Here is a 23,374-nt window from a genome sequence, read left to right on the forward strand (position 1 = left end):
AATTGAAAAACTATAATTCCTAACTCTCCAGCCAGTATTTTACCCAAACACCCTATGTAAAAAAGTCAGCAAAAATGGCAAGGTCGCTACAATATTATTGATCACATGCACTGCATAGGAAGGATAGATGCTCTTGGTATAGCGGGTCAAACCAGCAAAGATGATTCCAGATGTTGTAAAAACGAAAATATCTAACAGACTAGGCAGACTTGAAAAATGAGGAAGAGCAAACAAAATGGAAGGAAGAAGCAAATCAAGACCAAATCGCGAATCTTTAAAAAAGGCGTGTTGCAGTAATCCTCTATAGATTAACTCTTCCATCAGTGGAATCAGAAAGAACAGGGCTATATAGATACCTAGCTCTGCAAAGTTAGTCCCACTATAACCAATCAATACAGCCCAACCTTCAGCAGTTGACTGAACATGTTTAGCTGTCTGAACGTTAAAAGAGATCTGGAGCACTACCACTAATACTGTCAAAATCGAATACCAAAGCCATTTTTTTCTTGGAATGCGAAAGAGATAACCATGGCCTGTCTTAACCAGAATCCAAATCATGACTCCGATAAATAGCAAACTCAAGATATTTTGAATCCAGAAGAAATTGCCTATCTGGGAAGAAAATTGCCAATAGTTTTGGACAATAAGCGTCAGCTGAGAAAGACCAAATACGAAAAATAGGTAAGAGAAGACAGCACTCATTTTGAAAAGAAAGCGATATTTTTTCATAATAAATCCTCTATAGATGTATGTGTATCACATCGCATAAACCCTCAGAACCACTCTTTTCATGTTTACATCCTAAAAATCACTACCTCCCCTAGAGAACTAGGGAAGGCAGCGATCACATTTTTAGGAATTAGGAATGAATACACGAAATCAATCGATCTTATGATTTTTTGTTTTTCAAGAATTCGTCATATTGTTTTTGCATTTCGTTCAATACTTTTTCGTAGGCACCTTCAGATTTCAATTTTTCCATCAATTCTGGAATAGCTTTATCTGGGTCTACAGTACCAGTGTTGATAGCTGTATCGAATTGTTGCATTGTGTTAGAAATGGCTGAGATTTCAGATTTCACATTGTCAGTGTTAAAGATGAATCCAAGTGCTGGAGATTCTTTAGCTTCTGCCAATTGTTTCTTAGAATCTTCGATTTGTTGGTCTGTAACGTTTTCGTTGATGTAAAGAATCCAGTTGTTACCAGTGTTCCATCCACCCATGTGAGTATTTCCTTTGTAGCCATCAAGGACGCGTACACGGTTTTCTTTACCTTCAATTTTTTCCCAGTTCTTGCCTTCTGGACCGTAAACAAGACCGTTCAAGAGTTCTGGGTTCGTGTTCAAGAGGTTCAACACTTCCATTGATTTTTCTTTGTTCTTAGAGTTGTTTGAGATAACAAAGTTGGCAACTTGTGTTGTTTGATTTTTCTTGATAAAGTTAGTGATTGGTTTGATTTGGATGTCTTTGTTAGCAACACGTGAAAGCAAGCTGTTACCATAGTCAGCTGGTCCTACTGTTTCTTCACGAACAAACCAAGTATCTTGTTGAAGGTCAAATGAAGTGTCGCTTGTTGCTACGTCTTTTGGAATGTATCCTTCTTCATAGAATTTGTGAAGAGTCTTCAAGTGTTCTTTGAAACGAGGCACTTCGTAACGGTTTACGATCTTAGTAGTGTCTCCTTCAAGGTCGATAACAAATGGAAGTCCGTTTGGTACTGGGTAGTCAAAGTTATCAGATGGGATAAAGTTCTTCGTAACCGCAAATGGTACTACATCTGGAGCTTTTTCTTTGATTTGTTTCAAGACTGGCTCAAGTGTTTCGTATGAAGTGACACCTGAAATATCGATACCGTATTTAGCAAGAAGAGTTCCGTTGAAGGCAAAGTTTTGAGATGATGCAACGTTAGCTGCAACTGGTACTGCATAGATCTTACCGTTTACAGTGTTCCCTTTGATGTAAGCTGGGTCAAGTGCTTTGTAAAGCTCTGCTCCTTCTTTTTTATACAATTCTGTTAAGTCAGCATAAGCACCTTTTTGAGCATTTACGACATAGTTAGATGCAAATGCGATATCATAGTTTTCACCAGATGATGTGATAACAGACATTTTCTTATCATAGTCGCCCCATCCAAGGTATTGGATGTCCAATTTAGCACCGACTTTTTCTTCGATGATTTTGTTTGCATTTTCTAGCAATTCATCCAAGTTGTCTGGTTTGTCACCGATTTGGTACATTTTGATTACAGGTTTTTCACCTGAAGTAGTATCTGCAGCTTTTTTGTTGTTACCTGTAAGGTTTCCACAAGCAGCAAGACTTGCAGCCAAAGCGACTACGCTAGCAGATGCAAAAGCATATTTTTTCCAGTTTTTCATGATAAAAACTCCTTTTTTTATTTTTAAACTTATAAACGATTTAATGATTTTTAACTTCAGTCACTAAGATGAAGTTGGGAAGGGAGAAACGGTGTTTCTCAACAAGTGCTATTCTTTCACACCACCGATCGTCAACCCTTTAACAAAGTAGCGTTGGAAGAATGGATACAGAATCGCGATTGGAAGGGTTGCAACAACAACCATGGCCATACGACCTGTTTCTTTCGGTAGAGCAACTCCCAGTTGACCAGATAGGCCGACTGCTTTTGCAATGTAGTCCATATTTTGTTGGATTTGCATAAGCAAATATTGCAATGGATACAAGTTGTCACTTTTGATGTAAAGAAGGGCGTTGAACCAGTCGTTCCAGAAACCAAGAGCTGTCAAAAGCGTGATGGTAGCGATACCTGGAAGTGACAATGGCAAACAAATCTGGAAGAAGATCCGAGCTTCACTGGCACCATCGATACGAGCGGATTCGAGAATGGCTTCTGGAATGGTCTTCTTGAAGAAGGAACGCATCAAGATGATGTTAAATGGTGAGAGAAGCATTGGAACAATCAAGGCCCAAACGGTATCACCAAGTTGAAGCAGGCGAGTGACCACGATATAGCCTGGTACCAAACCAGCATTGAACAACATACTAAGAAGAGCGAAGATCGTAAAGAATCTGCGGTACTTAAAGGTTGTACGTGAGATGGCGTAGGCATAAGTGGTTGTAATGAAGACGTTGGTCACTGTTCCGACTACGGTTACAAAAACTGAGATAAAGAGCGCTTGGAGGATCTTATCTTTAAACTGAGCTAGGAACTGGAATCCATCTACACCAAACTTCGAAGGGAAAAAGCTATATCCATACTGGAGGATGCTCTTTTCGTCTGTCACCGAAATGATGATAACGAAGATAAAGGGCAAGATACAAGAAAGAGCGATCAAACCAGAGATGATACTAAAGAAGATATCTGCTTTCTTACTGAAGGAGTGAATGCCGACATTATCGATTTTTTCTTTTTTAATTTTCTTTTCTGCCATATTCTCCTCCTTTCTAGAACAAAGCTGAGTTTGGATCGACTCGTCTTGCAAGCAAGTTTGATAGGATAACCAGAATCAAACCGACTACTGATTGGTAAAGGCCGGCTGCTGAAGCCATACCGATATCTGCTGTCTGAGTCAAACCATTAAAGACATATACGTCCAAAACGTTGGTTACATTGTAAAGCTGACCAGCATTGTGTGGGATTTGATAGAAGAGACCAAAGTCTGCACGGAAGATATTTCCGACTGCAAGGATGGTCAAGACTGTTACAAGCGGAGTCAACTGAGGAATGGTTACATTGCGAATGCGTTGCCACTTGCTAGCCCCGTCCACTGTTGCTGCTTCGTAGTAGGTTGGATCAATTCCCATGATTGTCGCATAATACATGACACTGCTATATCCAAAGCCTTTCCAAATACCTAGGAAAAGGAGAAGATATGGCCAAATGCCTAAGTCAGCGTAGAAGTTGACTTCCTTCATGCCAATGGATGTTAGGAAATGGTTGAAGACCCCTTTGTCAATGTTTAGGAAGGCATCTGTAAAGAAACTGATGATAACCCATGACAGGAAGTAAGGGAACAACATAGACGTTTGGAAAATTTTAACCATTCTCTTAGAGCGGAGCTCACTGAGGATGATGGCAATCCCTACTGATACAATCAAACCGATAAAGATAAACCCGAGATTGTAAAGAACGGTATTTCGAGTGATGATAAAGGCATCTTTTGAACTAAACAAGAATCTGAAATTATCTAACCCGACCCATTTACTATTCACAATACTATCTATGAAACCATTACTGGTCATATGGTAGTCTTTAAAGGCGACCACATTCCCAAATACTGGAATGTAAAAGAATAGAATCAACCAGAGTGCCCCTGGTAAAACCATCAAGAGAAAGATCCAGTTATCTCTCAAGGTCTTTGAAAACTTTTTCATAATTTCCTCCCTTTTTATTCCTAAAAACTGATTTCATCGAATTTTTAGGTTTGATAACGATTACATTATTAGTATACTCCTATTTGAAGGCTAGGTTAAACTACTAATTATAGAAAAAACTCCACAAATTATTTTTTGTGGAGAAGTTTTTTATAAGAAATAGGTTTCACGAGAAACATTCTGACTCGGAAAAAAGACCTTTAAGTCGTATAAATCGTCGAAGCTGTCGCAATAGTGTGCCACTGGTTGGCTGTTGTGGCTGTAAATCCCTTGTCTGCGTAGAAGTCAGTAAATGGTAAGATTTCCACTTCTAACTCGTCGATGCGGTCAAGCTGACCAGCTAGATAAGCCTCGATGCGACTTTCTGCTCGCTTGATGCGTTGCAAGAGTCCTCCCATACGGATATCAACTGTGTCCAAGCCAAAGACCTTGCTTTCCTTCAACCATTGATGGCTAAAGAGGGCATGGAAATGTTCAATCTCGCTTCTGAGTTTTGGTAATTCTTGTCTGGCGATTTGCTGTAAGCTGACTTTGTCACCGGCTTTATAAGCTTCACGGATGCGTCGTCCCACATCCACTTTGCTACTTAAAATCTGGTTCAACTGGGCCTGAGTTTCAAAGAGATAAGAGTAGGCACCAGCTTTTTCTTTGATGTCAGAGAGAATCTCAGCTGCCTGAGCGAAGTGTGGTTTGTCCTGTTCAGGTGTCATGTGTCGATCAAGAATCGGACAGAGAACATCCTGATAAAAGACATAGCGGTTGGGATTGATCCCGCTGAGATTGCCTGGCAAGTCTGGTAAGAGGTTGGCTAGGTCGATCTGCATAAAGTCCTCAACTGATAGACCTGTATTGGTCTTGAAGTGGGCAGACAAACTGTCTAAGTCATTGCGGTAGCTGAGCTCTGCCCAAATTTGCAGACTTGGTAGAATAGAGAATTGGGCTGTTTCACCACCATTGTCTCCCCAACCCGTTACAATGACTTCTGTGATGTCGTTAGCACGACAGGCTTTGTTGGCTTCAAGAGCAATAAGACGGCTGAAATGGTTGTTGGGTGTGAAACCGATCCACTTCCAAGCACCACCTGCAAAGGCAAGGTCATGACTAATCTTGTGATGGTTGCGGAAATTGCGATTGTATTTTTCCTCGCTATCCTGATAATAGTCCCAGTAAACCAAGGTTACACGGTCTTTGAGACGATCTAGGTAGACACGAGTTTCCTCAGGAATCTCCACATCGCGATCGTACTGGCCATCTGCTGACATGAGTTTGAAGAACATATCACTCCACATCTGACAATGGAAACCATACTTGTCAGCAATATCTAATACGCGCTCCAAGTGTTGGCACATGAGGAGACTACGGTCCACAACACCGTTCAAAATGAGGTAACGTCCCAAACCAACCAAGTGGGCTTCGTCCATCCCGATATTGACTTTGCGAGTCTGCAGTTTAGATAGAGTGGCAAACATGCCATCAATCAGGTCATAAACCTTTTCTTCGCCAATAAGGAGAATGTCCTCCACATCACGGAGTTCTTGCACTTCCTTAACACCCCATTTGACAAAGGCTGACAAGTGGGCCAAGGTCTGGATGCAAGGCACAAAGGTCATGTCAAACTGCTGGGCGTAGGCTTCGATTTCCTGTAACTCTTCAGCTGAATAAGCTCCACGGAAGTAACCAAAGTAAGGTTGCCCCTCAATCTGGTAGGTGTCTTCCATATAAAGCTCAAATGTTGAGTAGCCCATGAGAGCCAAGACCTCAATCATCTGCTTGGCAGAAGCGACATTCAAAACTGCATTTCGAGAACAGTCTGCCATATAGGCCAACTCTTCATAAGCTGCCTTCTCTTCAATCTCTACTTTGTCACCTTCTGCTAGAGCTGTTGCCAACAAGGACAAGGCGCGGTAGAGTTGATGAGGTTTGCGATAGGTTAGTTGATAGTATCCACTTTCACCCTTGATAGAGATAGAGGCTTGGTCAGACTGAGCGACTGCCACTTCCACATCCGGTAGGGAAATGTGACTTTTTAAAACCTCAATAGCTTGCGCTTGTTTGGGACTAAATCCTGTAAATCTTACCATTGATTTTCCTCCTGTAGCCAGTTGACAAGGGCACCGTAGAGATTGGCATCTGCATGATAGGTGCAGGCCTGGATGACAGGTGCGACCGTGTATTCTTCGTAGGTTTCGACAAAAGCATCGACAGCTTTTTTGACGCCTTGGATAAAATCTGGATTTTGACTAATAGATCCTCCCAGACTAATGACATCTGGATCGATCAGATACTGGATATTGAGCAAGCCTTGAGCCAGATTACGGTTCATGCGCTCAATGGCTTCTTGGCAAAGGGCATTGCCTGCTGCAGCTTCTTGGTAAATCTTGCGACCGTCCCAGTCAGTCTGACCAGATTTTTCAATTACGTAGCGAACCATGTTTCCTGTAGAGGCTAGTAGCGACCAGTTGTTGAGTTTTTCAGCTGGTTCAATGGTTGTCATATAGCCAAACTCACCACCTAAGCCGTGGCGACCACGGTGAAGTTTGCCATTGATAATCATAGCTCCGCCAATTCCTGTCCCAATCACGACACAGGCTGCATTTTCAATCTCTGGGTGAGCCAGCAGTTCACTAAGTCCAACACAGTTGGCATCATTTTCTAGATGGACAGGTAGCTGATGATGAGCAAGAGCTTCATACCAAGAAAAACCGTGAATATAAGGCACGGCACTGATTCCCTCAATCACACCTGTTTCTTGATTGACCGCGCCTGGAACGCTCATAGCAATGCCCTTATAATCTTGTTCTGCCAAGCGTTGGTCTAGCCAAGTCAGTAAATCCTCCAAACTTTCTGGCGTTGGAGTACTTGTCTTATCTAGTATTTTTCCATCAGGAGTCAGACTGGCAAACTTAATCCCAGTCCCTCCGATATCAATGGTTGCAATGATCATTGTTCTTTACCGTAAAAAGGGGCGAATCAGCAGTTAGCCCTTACTCTTTCGCCCCTCCTTTCTATCTCATAGTATTAGTTATCAAACACTTTAAAACTATTAAATGTCTTCTTTTTTGATCAATTCTGTGCGAATCTCTTGTGGTGCTAAGAGTCCTGAATGAACGGGGTATGGTCGTTCAAGCAAGTCCAAAATGGTTTGTTGGTGTTCTGATATGCGAACATTTTCTTGACTCATATTGTAGTAACGGAGGACATATCCTTCTTCATTTTCCGCCACTTTAAAGGCTGTTGGGCAAACTTGTGGTAAGCTGAGTGCCGCATGACTCAAGAGGCTACCAGTCGCTGCCACACTTCCTTCTTGTTTAGCAACTTGAAGACTAGTGAATGGTGTTTGGAAGGCTTTGGCACGACGGAAAGCGGAGAAGCGTTCCCCTGCTTGGTGGCATTCAAGAGCAAACTCGACTTCAAACTCACGCAAGCACTGAGCCTCTGGTGTTGGGAAGTAACCCCAGTCACCTAGCTCACCTGAGGCACGAAGAATGGTCACTGCAATGGTGTCGTCTCCAAGGATTTCATACTCGTGCAATCCTTTATTGGCCACTGTAACCCCTTTTTCATCATCATAAAGACTGACAAAGGCTTGTTGGTGTTGAGGATTTTCAGGATTTTCCCAAGAAGCAGCTGGTTTGTTTGGTCTTGTCACCACCTCATAGATACTTTCAGAGTCATTGCTTGGACGAGTGTTATGAGTCTTAACCAAGAGACGGATACGGTGGTCCTTGGCTGTGTTAGTAAAGCGAGTCTTGAAACGAATTTGTGGATTGTCAACAAAGACGGTCATCTCTGTTTCAAGAAGAATGCTTGTCCATTCATCTGAGCGCCCAGCTTCACGCGTCATAAACTCGATGATGCCTCTCTGTTCCGCATCCAGTTTTTCGTCTGCACTTACTGGAATTGTCAATTCATGCTGGAGCAAGATCTTGGCAAAACGAGCTGTATTTTCCAAGACCTCATAGCCCTTAAGCTCTGCATAGATAGGTTCTGTTCCTTTTGGTTGGAAATAGATGTACTCATTTCCGATGTCACCACGGTCTTCAAAGCGAACAACATCCTCATACGCTTCATGAGTTGTCTTGTCGTAGACTGTGATAGTATCATCCACACTGACCGTTACAAATGGCGTATCAATCACTCCGTTTTGGTAAATACCGTCACGGTGTTCTTGTTGTCCTTCAAGCAATTGGAAGGTTGTCCAAGAAAGTGGTGCCAGATGAACAGGCACTGTCACGCGCACTTGTCGAGCGATACGAGCCTGACGGAACTTGTCTTTTGGCAAATCATACTCAAAATTAGCTCCCAGATCTTCGATTTTCGCTTCTACAGCATGCCCTTCTAAGTCTTCGACACGGTAGCTTGGCAAGGTCAAGGCTGCCATCTTCTTATAGCCTTCTGTTGGGTGCAATTCCTTGAAATCACAAGTCGCCACATCAATCACTGTGCTGACAGTATCAACCTTGTCATGCAAGCCTGTGTTGATGACCGTAAAGAGATGGTCGCTTTGGGCTTCGTGGGTTGCGATTTTGCCCTTCCACTCGTTGAGAAGATTGGTCTTAACGAAGTTTCCAACTTGGTTGACCTTGGCAAAACGTGTTTCCATCTCACGGTGAACCTCGTCCACACTACAGCCACAGATACTGTCATGTGGCGCATTTTGTAGAAGGACTTTCCAAGCATAGGTCAACTGGTCCTTATGGTTGTGACCACCAGTGATGACGGTCAATGGCTCCACCACTTGTTCTAGCAAGTTGCTATTTTCTTGGAAGGCTTGTTTGAGGTAAATGCGTGATGAAGAAGTATTGGCAAGTGTGTACCAACCATCTGTTTCTTGACTGGTCAACTCACCCGTAACGGTAGATAGTTGCTCAGGTAGAGCACTTTCTACTGCATGAACATAGTCATCAAAGGAACTATGCACAAAAGTCACATCTGGGAAGAGTTCATTGGCCACACGAATGGCTTCGCTCAGATTGCGCTGTACAGGCTGGTGGTCACAGCCGTTCATCATCAACCATTGGTTGGTCGAAGCATAGTCACGCACGTCTGACAATTTTTGTTTCCAGAAGGTCAGGGCTTCATCCTTATCAACTGGAATTTCATTTCCATTACTGTACCAGTTGGCAAAGAGGATACCGAGGACACGACTTCCGTCTGCACCCTGCCAGTACATTTCTGAAAATTGGGAAGTAAACTGCTCATCTTCGAGGACTTGGTTGTCAAATCCAATCGGCTTCACACCACGCCCAAAAGCTGCCACGTGAATGCCTGATTTCTGAAGGATTTGAGGAGCTTGTCCCATATTTCCAAAGGTATCTGGGAAGTAACCAATCTGAGTGGATTTGCCCCATTTTGCACATTCTGCTTGACCAATCAAGGTATTGCGGACGTTGGCTTCACTTGAAATCAAGTAATCATCCTGCAAGATGTAAAAGGGACCAATTTTGAGTTTGCCTTCGTCAATGTAACGTTGGACCTTGTCGCGATTTTCAGGGCGAATTTCCAAATAGTCATCAAGGACAATGGTTTGGCCATCCAAGTGGAAACTCTTGAACTCAGGGTCATTTTCAAAAAGGTCAAAAAGATTATCAAATAATTCCACCAACTGCATACGGTGGCTTTCAAAAGGTAAGTACCACTCACGGTCCCAGTGACTATGTGAGATAATATGTACAACAACATTTTCCATGAAGTAAAACCTCATTCTAAATTTAAATTTTAACGTTTTAAATGTAAAGGTGTGATTCTGACACGAATCGGTGAAACTAAAGCGAGCTCCTTATACTCAATAAAAATCAAAGAGCAAACTAAGAAGCTAGCCGCAGTCTGCTCAAAGCACTGCTTTGAGGTTGTGGATAGAACTGATGAAGTCAGTAACCATACCTACGGCAAGGCGAAGCTGACGTGGTTTGAAGAGATTTTCGAAGAGCATTAGCGGATATCTAGATAATCCAAGACTAATTCACAGAACATCATGTTGGCCCAAGAGAACCATTCACGAGAGTAGAGAGTTGGGTCGTCCACGTGGAAGCTTTCGTGCATAACACCTGTGCCACCATCGCAAGCAACGAGCTGATCGAGCAAGAATTTCTTCTCTGCCTTATCTCTTGTTGTCAAGCCTTGGATAGAGAGGGCAATGGGCCAGATATAGCGATAGAAGGTATGAGAACTTCCGAGACCGCTAGCGTATTCTCCTTGGTAGAAGTATGGATTTTCAGGGCTCAGAATGGTCCGACGAGTTGCTTGGTAAACCTCATCGTCAATGTCGCAGTAGCCCAGATAAGGCGCAGCCAACAAACTTGGTACGTTTGGGTCATCCATGATGCTAGCATTCCCTAAACCATCCACTTCAAAGGCGTAAATCTTTTCACCCTTGCTGTTAGTGGTGTAAGCGTAGTTTTCGATTCCTTCTTGGATTTCAGCTTGCAGGCGTTTAGCGTCTTCCACGATGTTTTGGCTATCAGCTAGGTCTAGTTCTGCAAAGATTTCTTGCACATAACCCAAGACTACTACCGCAAACATATTGGACGGAATCAAATAGCTATACTGACAGCAGTCATCACTCGGTCGGAAAGCTGACCAGGTCATACCTGTCACTGCAAAATCAGGTCCAAATCCATCATTTACCAAGGTGTCTTCCTTGCGGTCCGTATCACGGACAAAACGATAAGGTGAATTGTTGTGGTCTTGCTCCACTGTCCATAGATGAAGAATTTCCTTGGTCGCTGCGACAAAAGTCTCATCAAACTGACTGGTCTCGCCAGTCTCTTTCCAAAGGAGATAAGCCAACTGCAAAGGATAGCAAAGCGAGTCCACCTCATACTTGCGTTCCCAAATCCAACCATTAAGGTCCGTGTGGTCAGTCTCGTGGTGGCCCTTCCAGTTCTCCTCAATATTGAAGGAATTGGCATACGGATCCTTGAGCACCAAGGTCATCTGACGCTTGACCAAACCTGAAATGGTCTGGCGCAAGAGAGGATCTCTTTTAGCCACATGAAGGTAGGGTCTGAGTTGGGCTGTCGAATCCCGAAGCCACATGGCAGGAATATCCCCAGTCAATACAAAGGTTGAGCCATCTTCTAGGATCTCGACCGTATTGTCCAAGGTGTCTGTATAGCAACGCTCAAAGACATCCACCCACTCCGGATGGTCCTTAGCCCGCTCTGCTACTTCATCCAGCCATTCTCTAACAATTTCTTTCGAATAAGTCATCGTGCAGTTTCCTCTTTCAAACAAGTTTCATGTTCAGTATATAGTTTTTGAGACAGAAAATACATACACAAATGATAGTCATTTTTCTACAAAATTGCTTACTTTCGAACGCCATATCTAAAGGTCTCATTTTTCTGATATAATGTAGAAAAACAGCTAAAGGAAAGACTATGAAACCACTACTTGAAACCATCGATACCCGCTTTGGGACTGCTAGCAAGCATGCCTTTTCTCGAGGAAATACCCTGCCCTACACAGGCGTCCCTTTCGGGATGAATTATTTTGTGCCCCAGACCAGTGATCAGGAGGAAGCTTGGCTTTTCGATCCGCATCTACCTATTTTTCAGGGGATTAGATTAACCCACCAGCCCAGTCCTTGGATTGGCGACTACTCTTGGCTCCTTCTGACACCTGTCACAGGCCATCTGGGTGGAAACAGCCTCTTTCACCGTCAATCCTCCTATGATAGGGATAAGGCCTCTTTCCAACCTCATTATCTGAAGATTTTCTCCCTGCGCTATCAGATTGAAACCCAGCTTACACCGACTTGCTATGGCGCTTCTATTCGTTTGGAGCAAAAGCAAGGCAAAGCCCTCTCCCTCTATCTTCACGCAGCAGATGAACTGACAGGAGAACAAATAGATAAGCGGACTCTTGCCCTGCGTCAAGAGGGAAAAACAGAGACCAACAAAAATCCGCTGATACTGTTTACTGCTTTACAAATGAATACGGATATTCTTGCTATCACACAAGAAGAGGGAGACTGGCGAATTGACTTAGCAAGCAGTCAAGCCGAGATTCAACTAGCAACTTCTTTCATATCGCCTTCTCAAGCGCTGCTTAATCTACCTCAAAAGGACTTTGATAGCTGTAAAGCAAATGCCCAAGCAGACTGGGAAAATCTCCTCCACCGTTTTGATATCGTGGAGACAGGGGAAGCCGACCGAACCTTTTTTGATCACTGCCTCTACAGACTCTTCCTTTTCCCACAGACATTTTATGAGGTGAACGAGTCAGGGCAGGCCATCCACATGGATTTGTCTACTGGTACTGTCAAGCCCGGTGTCCTCTTTAGCAACAATGGTTTCTGGGATACCTTCCGCACCACCTTCCCCCTCTTTGCCCTTATCATACCAGAACACTATCACCGCTTTCTAGAAGGTTTCCTCAATAGCTACCGCGATACTGGTTTTCTTCCAAAATGGCTAGCCCCAGATGAACGCGGCATGATGCCTGGCACTCTTTTAGACGGCATTATCGCAGATAGCGCCTGCAAGGAAATGGCCCCCGACTTGGAAGAAGAACTCCTCCAAGCCATGCTGGAGACAGCCAGCAAGTCCGACCCTCTCGGCATCAATGGTCGCCACGGACTAACCCAATACCAAGAGCTTGGCTACCTCTCTACCGACCACCACGAAAGCGTCAGCCACACTCTAGACTACGCCTATAGTGACTTTTGTATCGCTAGCTGTGCCGAAAAGCTTGGTCAGAATGACATCGCGGAAACTTATAGAACTGCGTCTCAAAATTACCGCCATCTATTTGACGCTAAGACAGGTTACATGCGTGCGCGAGACAGCCAAGGCAACTTCCGCCCTGACTTCTCTCCCTATAGTTGGGGACGCGACTACGCCGAATGCTCTGCCATTCAAGCGACTTTAGGCGTCCTCCATGACATCCCAGGCTTAATCCAGCTTATGGGTGGAAAAGAAGCCTTCAGCAATTATCTTTTGAAAGCCTGTCAGGACGCTCCTCTCTTTGAGACGACTGGCTATGGTTACGAGATTCACGAGATGAGCGAGATGGCTACCGCTCCTTTTGGGCAAATCGCCATTTCCAACCAGCCTAGCTTCCACATTCCATATCTCTTTCGCTATAGCAACTATCCAGACTACACTGCTCTACTCATCAAGTCGATACGTCAGAAAGCCTTTCACCCCAGCTGGCAAGCCTATCCTGGCGATGAGGACAATGGCAGTCTCTCTGCTTGGTATATCTGGTCAGCTCTCGGATTCTATCCGACCTGTCCAGGAAAACCCAGTTACGACCTCGGAATCCCTCTCTTTGATCACCTCCGTATCTACCTGGCTAAGGAAAATAAATGGCTGGATATCCATGCCGAGCAAAACCACAGCCATTTCAACTTTGTCAAAGAATGCCGATTGGACAAGAACATAGTATCTAGCCTTCAACACCAAGACCTCTTGAAAGCTGAGCAACTGACCTTTACACTTAGCTGGTTGCCAAATCACTCATAACCAAAAGAACCTTTGCATCGCGCAAAGGTTCTTCTTTTATGAAACTTGGACCTGAAGCTGGTCAACAAGCTGACCATCTACCGTCAAATTCAGATAAAAATCTAAGCTTTTATCTCCTACAAAATACAAGGTTGGTATCGTCAGCCTTTTTTCAATCTCGCCAACTTGAAACGCAAGGACTTGAATCTCGTCCCGATAAGCGACACCATGCACACCCGTCCCTGGTTGAATCGAAATCTTAGCTTCTAAAGGACTGCTAGATTCTATGCGCTTCACTGTAAAGTGGACATTTTCTCCCTTGGTCACAGCTAGACTTTTTTCTGAAAACTCTAGTTGCTGAATAGCTTCTTTTCTCGACAAGGTAGGTGTTTTATAGAGTGAAATTTTGGCCAACAAAGGCAAAGCCTGTGCCTCTGTAATGGTCACACGTATCTTCTGCGCCTCAACGACTGATCCTCGTAAGAGACGTTTGTAGCCAACAGTATAACCAGAGCCAAACTCCTGCCAGGCACCATCCAGCTCTACCTGAACATGGAAAGCAGCTATACGTTGCCCCAACTTCAAATCTTCTCTTAACTCAATCACATCAAAAGCTTTAGGAGCCCCTAAATCGAGCTCTAACTGAATTGGCAGTTCTACATCACTAGCCCAAGAACTGGTCTCTAGTCCATCTGTCAGGTGGCAACAAGCAAAGTCTGCTGATAGAGCAGGACCAGATACCTTGGCTCCCAAAGCCAAATCTTCTTTATAGAGCTCGTCACGGTAGGCTCTAAATTCATACAGTCGCTGGATATCCCGTTCATCAAAGAGACCATCTTGGTTTGGCGGGATATTGAGCAAGAGAGGGGTTCCCCGCCCCACTGAGTGAAAGTAGATTTCGATCAATTCCTCGAGAGATTTGGAATCCTGATCCTCATGGTAAAACCAACCCGGCCGAAGGGAAACATCTGCCTCGCCGATTGAAAACAGCGTTCCTGAGGGATCACCGTGCTGTAGATAATCTAATGCAGCCTCTGTCCCCAACTGGTCGGGCTTGACTTTTTGCCACAAGGGATCTCCTGCATAGCCTCGTTCATTTCCAATCCAGCGAATACTAGTTCCCTCAGTTGAGAAAATCAAACAATCGCCCTGCAAGTCACGAATGGTTTCAAACCAGGTCTCAAACTCATAGTTGACCTTCTGAGCCCCTTCGCCTCGAGCACCATCCATCCACACCTCAGCAAATTTCCCAGCATTCCCATAAGTGGGATTTGATAATATTTCCTTCAACTGAGCCAGATAATAGGCATTGTAGTCCGCTTCTCTGTCCACATGATAGAGGAGACTATGGGCATCCCAAGGAGATAAATAAACTCCCATATTCATGTCAAACTCAGTTGCAGCTTGGGATACTTCAAGGAGCAAGTCCCCCTTTCCATCCCTCCAAGGGCTGGCCTTGACCGAATAATCTGTATGTGCTGACGGATAGAGCACAAAACCATCGTGGTGCTTAACCACCAAAATCAGTTTTTTAAAACCTGTTTCTTTGAGTACTCGAACCCATTCACGCGCATCTAACTTGGTCGGGTTAAAGCGCTCAGGATCCTCCTGTCCAGTCCCCCATTCTTGGTCATAAAAGGTATTAGGACCGAAGTGGATAAAGGCTGCTAGCTCATCGCCCAGATAAGCTAGCTGGGCCTGACTTGGTAATGGTCCGTTTGGTTTTATATTCGTCATCATCTCATATCTCTTTCTCTTATCAATTTGCTTATTCAAAAAGTTATCCACAACCTGTGGATAAGAAAACATACCTAAAAACTAGTTTTTTCAGACTTCAGCCCTTAGACTTTGGACCTGTTCCTCTAAACAGACCTTTGTCAAATAGCTCTGTACTCGGTTTCCGCTAACTTTCTAGAAAGTCACTAATATACGGAACTATTATCAGGATACTTCATCACCCTGAGTTGTATGTCATTTCCCCTAAGACTTATCCACAGACTGTGAATAAACTATTGTTCCAGGCCACTCTCTCCTTGACTATAACAAAAAGCGATAGCAGCGTCAATATGACTAAGATTCCTTCCTAAATCCCCTGAAAAGATTCTATAATTTGTACAATCGTAGCTTTTGTATTTGCCAGCTAGTTAGAATCAACCAGTAGAAAATGACTACTTTGTCACATTGTGAACAGCACAACTGTGGTACTATAATACCTAACAACCTAATCATTTCTAGCAAAAAATCCCGCAGATTTGCGGGATTCTCTCTTGCATCAATGCGCCAACATTTCTTGGGCGATTTCTTGGCCAGATAGGTTATCTGGGTAGTAGGTTGGCCAGTTATCCATCTCTTCAAAGAGGGCTTCTTGGCTAGTACCTCCAAAGAAGATATGGAAATGTTCTGCCTTAACTGGGGCGATATTGTGGTCACTAAACTGAACATACTTGAACTGTCCAGCGTCCGCATCCGTCGCTTCAAAGAGGAAGCGCACGCCACGATTGCCTTTCTTATAAGTCAAAATTTTCTTGCCGACATACTTGTAGGTGAACTTCTTGCTTTGGCCACCTTGAACAAATTCCATAGTGTTGTCCGTGATGTTAATCTTGGTCACATCTGTCTGATAACCTTTTCTATAGTAGGCCTTGTACTCATCCTTGGTCATCTTGCCAGTCAACTTAGCCTTGTAGTCAAAAACTTGATCGAAGGTTCCATCCTCAAGGAAAGGATAAACTGACTGCCAGTTACCAACATAGTCACTCAAGGTACGGTCTTTGACAGCTGCATCCTCAAAGTAACCATTGTGAACTGTCTTGGTGTTTTCTTCCTTCTCTGGCTCAATTTCTGGTCCTTCTTGGTCCGTTGTTTGTTTCAAAGCCTTGAGGTTTTTCTCCATGATAGAGATGTAATTTTCTCCCGCCTTGGTGTCCTCTTCTGTCAGACTTTCTAAAGGATTGAGGACATCTGTTTTGACACCTGCCTCTTTTGAAAGTGTATTGGCTAGGGCTTGTGAGGCATTTTCTTCAAAGTAGATATAGGCGATCTTATTTTTCTTGACGTACTCTGTCAATTCCGCTAAGCGAGCTGCTGATGGCTCTGCATCTGGAGAAAGGCCTGAGATAGCGACTTGCTTGAGACCATAATCCAAGGCAAGGTAGTTAAAGGCTGCGTGTTGCGTTACAAAGCTCTTTTGTTTGGCTTGAGACAAGCCTTCTGCATAAGCCTTATCCAAGGCTTTCAATTTTTCGATATAGGCAGCAGCATTCTTCTCAAAGGTTTCTTTTTTATCAGGATAATCTGCTGACAAGCTGTCACGGATATGCTCTACCAGTTTAATGGCACGAACTGGTGATAACCAAACATGGGGATCGAACTCATGGTGATGGCCTTCTTCTCCATGGTCATGGTCTCCCTCTTCTTCCTCACCACCTGGCAAAAGTAACATATCGCCTGTCGCCTTGATGGTTTTCACCTTTTTCTTATCCAAAGTATCTAGCAATTTTGGAACCCAAGTTTCCATATTTTCATTTTCATAGACGAAGGTATCTGCGTCTTGGATTTTAGCAACTGCCTTGGCAGACGGTTCGTATTCGTGAGGTTCTGTACCAGCACCGATTAGGAGTTCTACATTAGCAGTATCTCCTGCGACTTGCTTGGTAAATTCGTAGACAGGGTAAAAGGTTGTCACGATATTTAGCTTCCCATTTGCCTGTTTTTGATTGGAACAAGCCACTAAAAACAGGGCACATAGACTAGCTAGTAGTAAGCTCAGTTTTTTCATTTCATTCTCCTATTTGATAAAACGTTTCAGTAGACTGACTAATAAAAAGACAGCTACAAAGATAATGGTAATACTAGCGCTGGCAGGGGTTTCCGCATAGTAGGAAATATAAAGTCCTGCCACCATTCCCAAAAAGCCAATAGCACTGGCTAGCAACATAACGGATTTAAAGTTTTTCCCCAGACGCAGGGCAATACTAGCTGGCAAAACCATGATGGTCGATACCAGAAGAGCTCCTGCCGCAGGAATCATAAGGGCAATGGCTACCCCTGTCACCATGTTAAAAAGAATGGACATGGTACGAACGGGCAAGCCATCCACAAAGGCCGTATCCTCATCAAAGGTCAGGATGTACATTGGTCGCAAGAATAAGAAAGTCAAGAATAAAACGACCGCCGCAATGGCAAAGAGGAAAATCACCTGCTCCCGGCTAATGGTCACAATCGAACCAAAGAGATATTGGTCCAAACTCATAGAACTAGAACTTTTACCCTTACTCATGACAATCAGAGACACTGCAAGTCCTGTTGACATGAGGATGGCAGTCCCGATTTCCATAAAGTTCTTATAGACTGTCCGGAGATACTCCAGAAAAACCGCTGCAATCAAGACAATAGCAATGGTTGAAATAGTTGGAGAAATTCCCAAAACCAGACCAAAGGCTACTCCTGATAGAGAAACGTGACTGAGGGTATCGCTCATGAGACTCTGACGACGTAAGATAAGGAAGGTACCAAGAACTGGAGAAAAGAGACTCATGGCAATGACAGCCAAGAAGGCACGCTGCATGAAGTCATAAGATAACAAACTAAGCATGGTCCACCTCCTGGTCGCTTTCGTGAACGTTAAAACAACGCCATGGCGAGTCTTGATTGCGCACTAGATGGATATTGCGATCCGCATAGTCCTTGACCTCCTCAGGGTCATGGGTAATCATCAAAACAGCCTTGCCATGATGGTGGGCACTGTGGTGCATGAGTTCGTAAAATTCATTTTTGCTTCCTGCATCCATCCCTGTTGTCGGCTCATCCAAGACAAAGATATCTGGGTCAGAAGCAAACATCCGTGCAATCACTGCTCGTTGCTTTTGCCCACCCGAGAGGGAGCCAATTCGTTTATCACGGTGTTCCCACATACCAACTGAGTCTAGACTAGCCTTGATATGCTCCTCATCGTGGGCATTCAAACGACGGAACCAGCCCTTTCGCGGATAACGACCCGACTTGACAAATTCATAAACCGTACTTGGAAAGCCAGCATTAAAACTGGCAATCTGCTGGGGAAGATAAGCTATCCTAAGCTTTTTACCATGAGTATTTGTTTTTGAGATGGTTACCTTGCCAAATCTTGGCTGCAAGATGCCTAGACTAGCCTTGATCAGCGTCGTCTTGGCAGCTCCATTTTCACCAGTCAGGGTGACAAACTCCCCACTATCAACACTGTAGTTGATGTGCTCGAGGACAGGCTCTTTGTCATAATAGAAAGACAAGTCCTCTACTGTAATATACCGCATTATTTGATTTCTCCTACTAAAGCAGTTAAAAACCGCTGGATAACTTCTTGTTCATTTGGAGTAAACTGACTTGCTACTTGTTCATAGGCTAAGAGCGTGTGTTCATGATGATGGTGGTGTTCTGCCGCTACTGGTCGAGCTAGCTCTGTCAGTTGATAAAAGATTACACGCGCATCCTTAGGATCTCTGGATGTCTCTAACATACCCTCTTTGACTAAAAACTTGATAGCCTTGGTCACTGCCGCCTGACTGACATTAAGGCGACGGGCCAACTCCGAGTTAGTTAGGGATTCTTCTGACAAGAGCATGAGGATGTGCTCCTGAGTGTTGGTCAAGGCTACGTCACTTGTGCAATGCCCGATCAGAATTTCATGCTGGTTCTCAGATCTCAAGATCACCTCGTTTAAAAAGTTATCGATTTCCTGTGCAAGCTGTCTCATGTGTTACTCCTTCCCTAGCTATCTTTTTCGTAAAAAACTTAGATAGCCACCGATTCTTTACTGGTTAATTATATCATAAACCAAAAAAGAGTCAAGGGAAAAGGGCGTAAAAACGTTTCCCTAGACTCTTTTAGATGTGAAATTTAACCTATTTTTGCTTTGGTTTTCGACTCGATAAGATACCTGCCAAACCAGCTACCATTCCCATCAAGAGCAAGAAGATGGACTGTTCACTTCCTGTATTTGGGAGAGCTTTTTCTGAGACAACCGCTTTCTTGCTAAATTGACCTGCCACCTCATAAGTAAGTGGCACATTCGTAGTCGCATCGCTAGCAGCTGCATTCGTTTGAGGCGTTTCTACTGGTAGACTAAAGTTTTTAGAATCCACAGAAATTGTCCGTGAGTTCGGGTTGATCTTTTCATACTGGGTCAAGTCAGCGGTTTTAAGATACTCTTCAAAGGCTGCATCCATAGACGGGCCTTCTTCACGCGCGCCACCCAACATAGTGTAGCCATCACCACCCGCAGCTAGGAAATCATTGGTTGCAAGATAGTAGGTTTTTGCAAGGTCCAGTATTTCATAACGACCAGTTGTGCGGTTTTTGACCTGGATGGCCAAGACACGTTTACCTGATGGTAGGTTGGTATCATAGTAAACCTTCACACCTGAAACTTGCAAGAAGCCACCACTTGGTTCTAGCAATGGTTGTCCGTTCTCATCCAAGACCTTCTTGCCATCTTTATCGACCTGCAAGATAGATCCGAGGGACTTTTCAAACATATCCAATACTTGTTGCCCAGTCACTTGGATTTGTGAGATGGTATTTCCAAACGGAAGAACGGCAATAACATTTCCTTTAGTGATTGGTTTGCCTTTTGCAATGGTTTCACGCAAGCCACCACCATTTGTCACAGCGATGTCTGTCGGATGGCTAAATCCTGTTTGACCATACTGATAGAGGGAGTCTGCTACGACGTTTCCGAGGTTGGTTTCACGGACTCGAACATTTTCACGATCACCGTTGAGTTCTACAGGGCTGTTTGAAACGACTTCAACAGCATTTTCAGCATCGTATTTTTGTTTAATGTCTTTGACTAGTTTTTCAACTTTTGGATTGGCAGTCAGTTTCTTAGCATCAGCAGCCACAATCAACGTAGGATTGCCCAAAAGCTGACGTGATTTGTAGATAACTTTCCCAATATTATGAAGGTAACTTCCTGTTTGGTTATAAGTAACATTATCTCCATAGGTTGTTGATTCTACTGTATGAGAGTGACCATCGATTACTGTTACACGTTTCCCTTTCAAACGAGGATTTTTAGACAAGGCTTCTGCCAAGGTTGAACCACGCCATTCGACTGGAGTTGTAGTATCTACACCGAGGTGAGCGAGCACAACATAGTGTTTGTAGTCCTTGCCCTCTGCACGCGCCTTGGCTTGAACTTCTTCGATGACCTTATTGACTTCAGAGATTGGATCTGTAAAAGTTACCCCTTTAATGTTTTTAGGGTGGGTTTTTGTAGCAGTTTCAGATGTTGTCACACCGATTACAACAAATTCATCACCTTCCACAGTCTTATCTTTATCAACGATTGTAGAAGCTTCAAAAAGACGAGCTCCATTGACATAGGTATTTGAACTAAGTAATGGGAATTTCAAGATTTCCTTGTATTTTTTAACTTCGTCCAAACCAAAGTCAAACTCATGGTTTCCTACTGCCATGGCATCATACTGCATCTGATTGAGAATTTCAGCACGCGCTTCACCCTTTGTAGAGTTGGAAATCGGTAAACCTTGGAAGGCGTCTCCAGCATCTACGACGAGAGTCGTTTGATTTGATTTCGCGCGTTCCTGCTCAATGGCAGTCGCTAACTTGGCATCTCCAATTACTCCCTTTTCCTCTACAATACGACCATGGACATCATTGGTGTGTAAGATAACGGTGTCCTTTTCTTCGCTTTTAGTAGATTCAGCAGGAGCTGACGGAGCTTCTACAGGTGCAACTGCTTCTGAAGTTGCCGAAGTTTCCGGTACCGCAGGGCTCTCAACAGGAGCTGAAGTCGCCGACGTAGCAGGAGTCGCTACAACAGCTGAACTTTCTGCAGGAGTTGTTGCTTCCTCAGCGTAGACTTGTCCAGCTAAAAAGGGGATGGGGCTAATAGAGCTGTCGACAAGACAGGTAACAAAGAACGTTTATTCATTTTGAAATCCTTTTCTTTTTCTCTTTTTTATACGCTATTTCTAAAAATTTTGAAACTTTTGACCTATTTGCATCTTAAATATTCGCCATTTAAACAAAAAAGTCTGGGTTCAAATCCCAAACTTTTAACTCTTTTTATTGGAAATCTTTGATATTCCCATCATAGGTCGCCCAGTCCTTGCTAAAGAAGCGGTCATTCATCTTATAGTCTGGAGCTGGAGTCGGATCCGTCAAGAAAGGATTGACAACCTTATCAAAAGCCAGCCAACCTAACCATCCTAGATGAATGGTATCCTTAACAAAATAAGGGTCCCCTCCATTTTTTGAAAAATCAGCAATATTGGTAAAACCCTGACTTTCTAATTGGTAACGAATTTTCTCCACTGCATGCTGGTACATCTCTTCGCTGAGCCCTGTGTACTCCATCCACTTCTTGTTAACCGGCTGAATGACAAAGAGCACATTGACATTCGACTTAGCAAATTGATTGAGGACCAGCTGCAAATCATTGTACTCAGAGGACTTGAGGAAGTTGTAATTTTTTTGATATCCTTCCCACTTTTTTAAATCCTTTTGAATCTCTCTCGTATAGAAATGATTTTCCATCCCTATATCGTTATTGGTCGTATTTGCTTCTGCGTCCTTACGAACAATTTTTTCTAACTCATTATAAGAAAATTGATCCGGAAGATCTTTTAAATAGTTCTCCACGTGTTCCTTGTACTTGAGTTGTCCTCGAATGGAGAATTGTCCAAAGAGAGCGGATTGTTTTTCGTTGAATCGCGCAAAAAGATCAATAGCAACCTGATCAACATCTGATAATTCTTCACCCTTTGACAGTTTTTGAACAATGCCTTTTAATGCAACATTAGGATTCTGCTTTAACAATCGAATAGCCGCATGCTTTGCAGCAATGTCACCAGATTGATTTCCCAAAAAAGCTGTCAATTGGTCACTGTTAAAAAATCTCTGAAACGCTGCGGGTTCATAATCTGTCTCCGTAAACCACTGAGGCGAAATCACAAATACAGCCTGCTTATTCTCTATTTCTGGCAAAATTTGCTGTAGACCAAAATATTGATTTAGAGAGGCTGCTCCTGCTTGACCTAGAAAGTAAGGACGATAGGGACGATGATATTTTTCCGCTAAAACAGCTGGATGGACACTATCAAATCGAATCCATTCACTAGACCCTAGAAAAGGAATAAAACGCATATTTGGATCCGTAAGAGCCCTTACCTTTTGGCTTCTCTCTTTAAAACTCTCTATACTAACAGAAGCCGCTGAGTACTTCTCCTCCGTCAGATTATGACTTGTTGTACTTGGATAAAAAAAGATGAGTAAAAGAATCAAAAGGCCAGCAATGAAGATAGGACCGAAGATCAGCCACAAGCGTTTAAGCATTCTTCAACTCCGTGATACCTGCTACGATTTTATTAGCCGTATTCCAGTCATCGCGACCGAACTCCGTCACTGGAACACGAATGTCAAAACGGTTTTCAATCTCAACGATCAATTCAACCGTTCCCATGCTATCCAAAACACCAGCATCAAAAAGATCTTCATCCATCATGTCAGAAACATCTTCCATAAACAACTCATCAATAATTTCAATAACTTCTGATTTGATATCCATTTTTCATA

The 23,374-nt window shown here is 43.5% G+C and carries 16 protein-coding genes and 1 pseudogene; 1 reads left to right on the plus strand and 16 read right to left on the minus strand.

Features of this window, described 5'->3' with window-relative positions:
- Window positions 1-39 precede the first annotated feature (39 nt).
- From I2H52_RS07285 to I2H52_RS07320, 8 genes are all read right to left on the minus strand, one after another.
- The gene (locus I2H52_RS07285) at window positions 40-729 is read right to left on the minus strand and encodes a CPBP family intramembrane glutamic endopeptidase (protein WP_049501075.1); all 690 of its coding nucleotides are present in this window, start codon (window positions 727-729) and stop codon (window positions 40-42) included.
- Window positions 730-889: 160 nt separating this feature from the next.
- The gene (locus I2H52_RS07290) at window positions 890-2,374 is read right to left on the minus strand and encodes an ABC transporter substrate-binding protein (protein WP_061421515.1); all 1,485 of its coding nucleotides are present in this window, start codon (window positions 2,372-2,374) and stop codon (window positions 890-892) included.
- A gap of 108 nt (window positions 2,375-2,482) precedes the next feature.
- Window positions 2,483-3,406: a carbohydrate ABC transporter permease gene (locus tag I2H52_RS07295; protein ID WP_000818344.1), complete on the minus strand. Its 924-nt coding sequence runs from the start codon at window positions 3,404-3,406 to the stop codon at window positions 2,483-2,485.
- Window positions 3,407-3,419: 13 nt separating this feature from the next.
- Window positions 3,420-4,349 (minus strand): ABC transporter permease, encoded by a 930-nt coding sequence (locus I2H52_RS07300; RefSeq protein WP_000714584.1) that lies wholly within the window; start codon window positions 4,347-4,349, stop codon window positions 3,420-3,422.
- Window positions 4,350-4,549: 200 nt separating this feature from the next.
- On the minus strand, window positions 4,550-6,430 hold the full coding sequence (locus I2H52_RS07305; RefSeq protein WP_195594870.1) for a beta-N-acetylhexosaminidase: 1,881 nt from the start codon (window positions 6,428-6,430) through the stop codon (window positions 4,550-4,552).
- Entirely contained in the window at window positions 6,424-7,293 is an 870-nt protein-coding gene (locus tag I2H52_RS07310) for an ROK family protein (protein WP_101800257.1), read from the minus strand. The genes I2H52_RS07305 and I2H52_RS07310 overlap by 7 nt, the downstream gene beginning before the upstream one ends.
- A gap of 99 nt (window positions 7,294-7,392) precedes the next feature.
- Complete coding sequence (locus tag I2H52_RS07315; RefSeq protein WP_101800258.1) at window positions 7,393-10,038, minus strand: alpha-mannosidase; 2,646 nt, start codon at window positions 10,036-10,038, stop codon at window positions 7,393-7,395.
- Window positions 10,039-10,280: 242 nt separating this feature from the next.
- On the minus strand, window positions 10,281-11,561 hold the full coding sequence (locus tag I2H52_RS07320; protein ID WP_101800260.1) for a glycoside hydrolase family 125 protein: 1,281 nt from the start codon (window positions 11,559-11,561) through the stop codon (window positions 10,281-10,283).
- A gap of 170 nt (window positions 11,562-11,731) precedes the next feature.
- Here I2H52_RS07320 and I2H52_RS07325 point away from each other — a divergent pair, with 170 nt between their 5' ends.
- A complete protein-coding gene (locus I2H52_RS07325) occupies window positions 11,732-13,819 on the plus strand; it encodes a GH92 family glycosyl hydrolase (protein WP_195594872.1) in 2,088 nt (695 codons plus the stop codon).
- Between the two features lie 36 nt (window positions 13,820-13,855).
- Here the strand turns inward: I2H52_RS07325 and I2H52_RS07330 are convergent, their stop codons facing one another.
- The 8 genes and pseudogenes from I2H52_RS07330 to dltC all read right to left on the minus strand — a co-directional run bounded on the left by I2H52_RS07330 (window position 13,856) and on the right by dltC (window position 23,366).
- Window positions 13,856-15,535, minus strand: a complete 1,680-nt coding sequence (locus I2H52_RS07330; RefSeq protein WP_195594916.1) for an alpha-L-fucosidase — start codon at window positions 15,533-15,535, stop codon at window positions 13,856-13,858.
- Between the two features lie 535 nt (window positions 15,536-16,070).
- Entirely contained in the window at window positions 16,071-17,576 is a 1,506-nt protein-coding gene (gene adcA, locus I2H52_RS07335; protein WP_195594874.1) for a zinc ABC transporter substrate-binding lipoprotein AdcA, read from the minus strand.
- Between the two features lie 9 nt (window positions 17,577-17,585).
- On the minus strand, window positions 17,586-18,392 hold the full coding sequence (locus tag I2H52_RS07340) for a metal ABC transporter permease (protein ID WP_195594876.1): 807 nt from the start codon (window positions 18,390-18,392) through the stop codon (window positions 17,586-17,588).
- On the minus strand, window positions 18,385-19,089 hold the full coding sequence (locus tag I2H52_RS07345) for a metal ABC transporter ATP-binding protein (protein ID WP_001269482.1): 705 nt from the start codon (window positions 19,087-19,089) through the stop codon (window positions 18,385-18,387). Before I2H52_RS07345 ends, I2H52_RS07340 begins: the two co-directional genes overlap by 8 nt.
- Entirely contained in the window at window positions 19,089-19,529 is a 441-nt protein-coding gene (gene adcR, locus I2H52_RS07350; RefSeq protein WP_195594877.1) for a zinc-dependent transcriptional regulator AdcR, read from the minus strand. The genes I2H52_RS07345 and adcR overlap by 1 nt, the downstream gene beginning before the upstream one ends.
- Before the next feature lie 148 nt (window positions 19,530-19,677).
- Window positions 19,678-21,731 (minus strand): annotated as a pseudogene (gene nt5e, locus I2H52_RS07355) (cell surface ecto-5'-nucleotidase Nt5e).
- 134 nt (window positions 21,732-21,865) lie between these two features.
- A complete protein-coding gene (gene dltD / locus I2H52_RS07360; protein WP_195594879.1) occupies window positions 21,866-23,134 on the minus strand; it encodes a D-alanyl-lipoteichoic acid biosynthesis protein DltD in 1,269 nt (422 codons plus the stop codon).
- Complete coding sequence (gene dltC / locus I2H52_RS07365) at window positions 23,127-23,366, minus strand: D-alanine--poly(phosphoribitol) ligase subunit DltC (protein WP_000351968.1); 240 nt, start codon at window positions 23,364-23,366, stop codon at window positions 23,127-23,129. The genes dltD and dltC overlap by 8 nt, the downstream gene beginning before the upstream one ends.
- Window positions 23,367-23,374: the final 8 nt, after the last annotated feature.

Origin of the sequence: Streptococcus oralis, from assembly GCF_015561235.1 — a bacterium.
Lineage (GTDB): Bacteria > Bacillota > Bacilli > Lactobacillales > Streptococcaceae > Streptococcus > Streptococcus oralis_BK.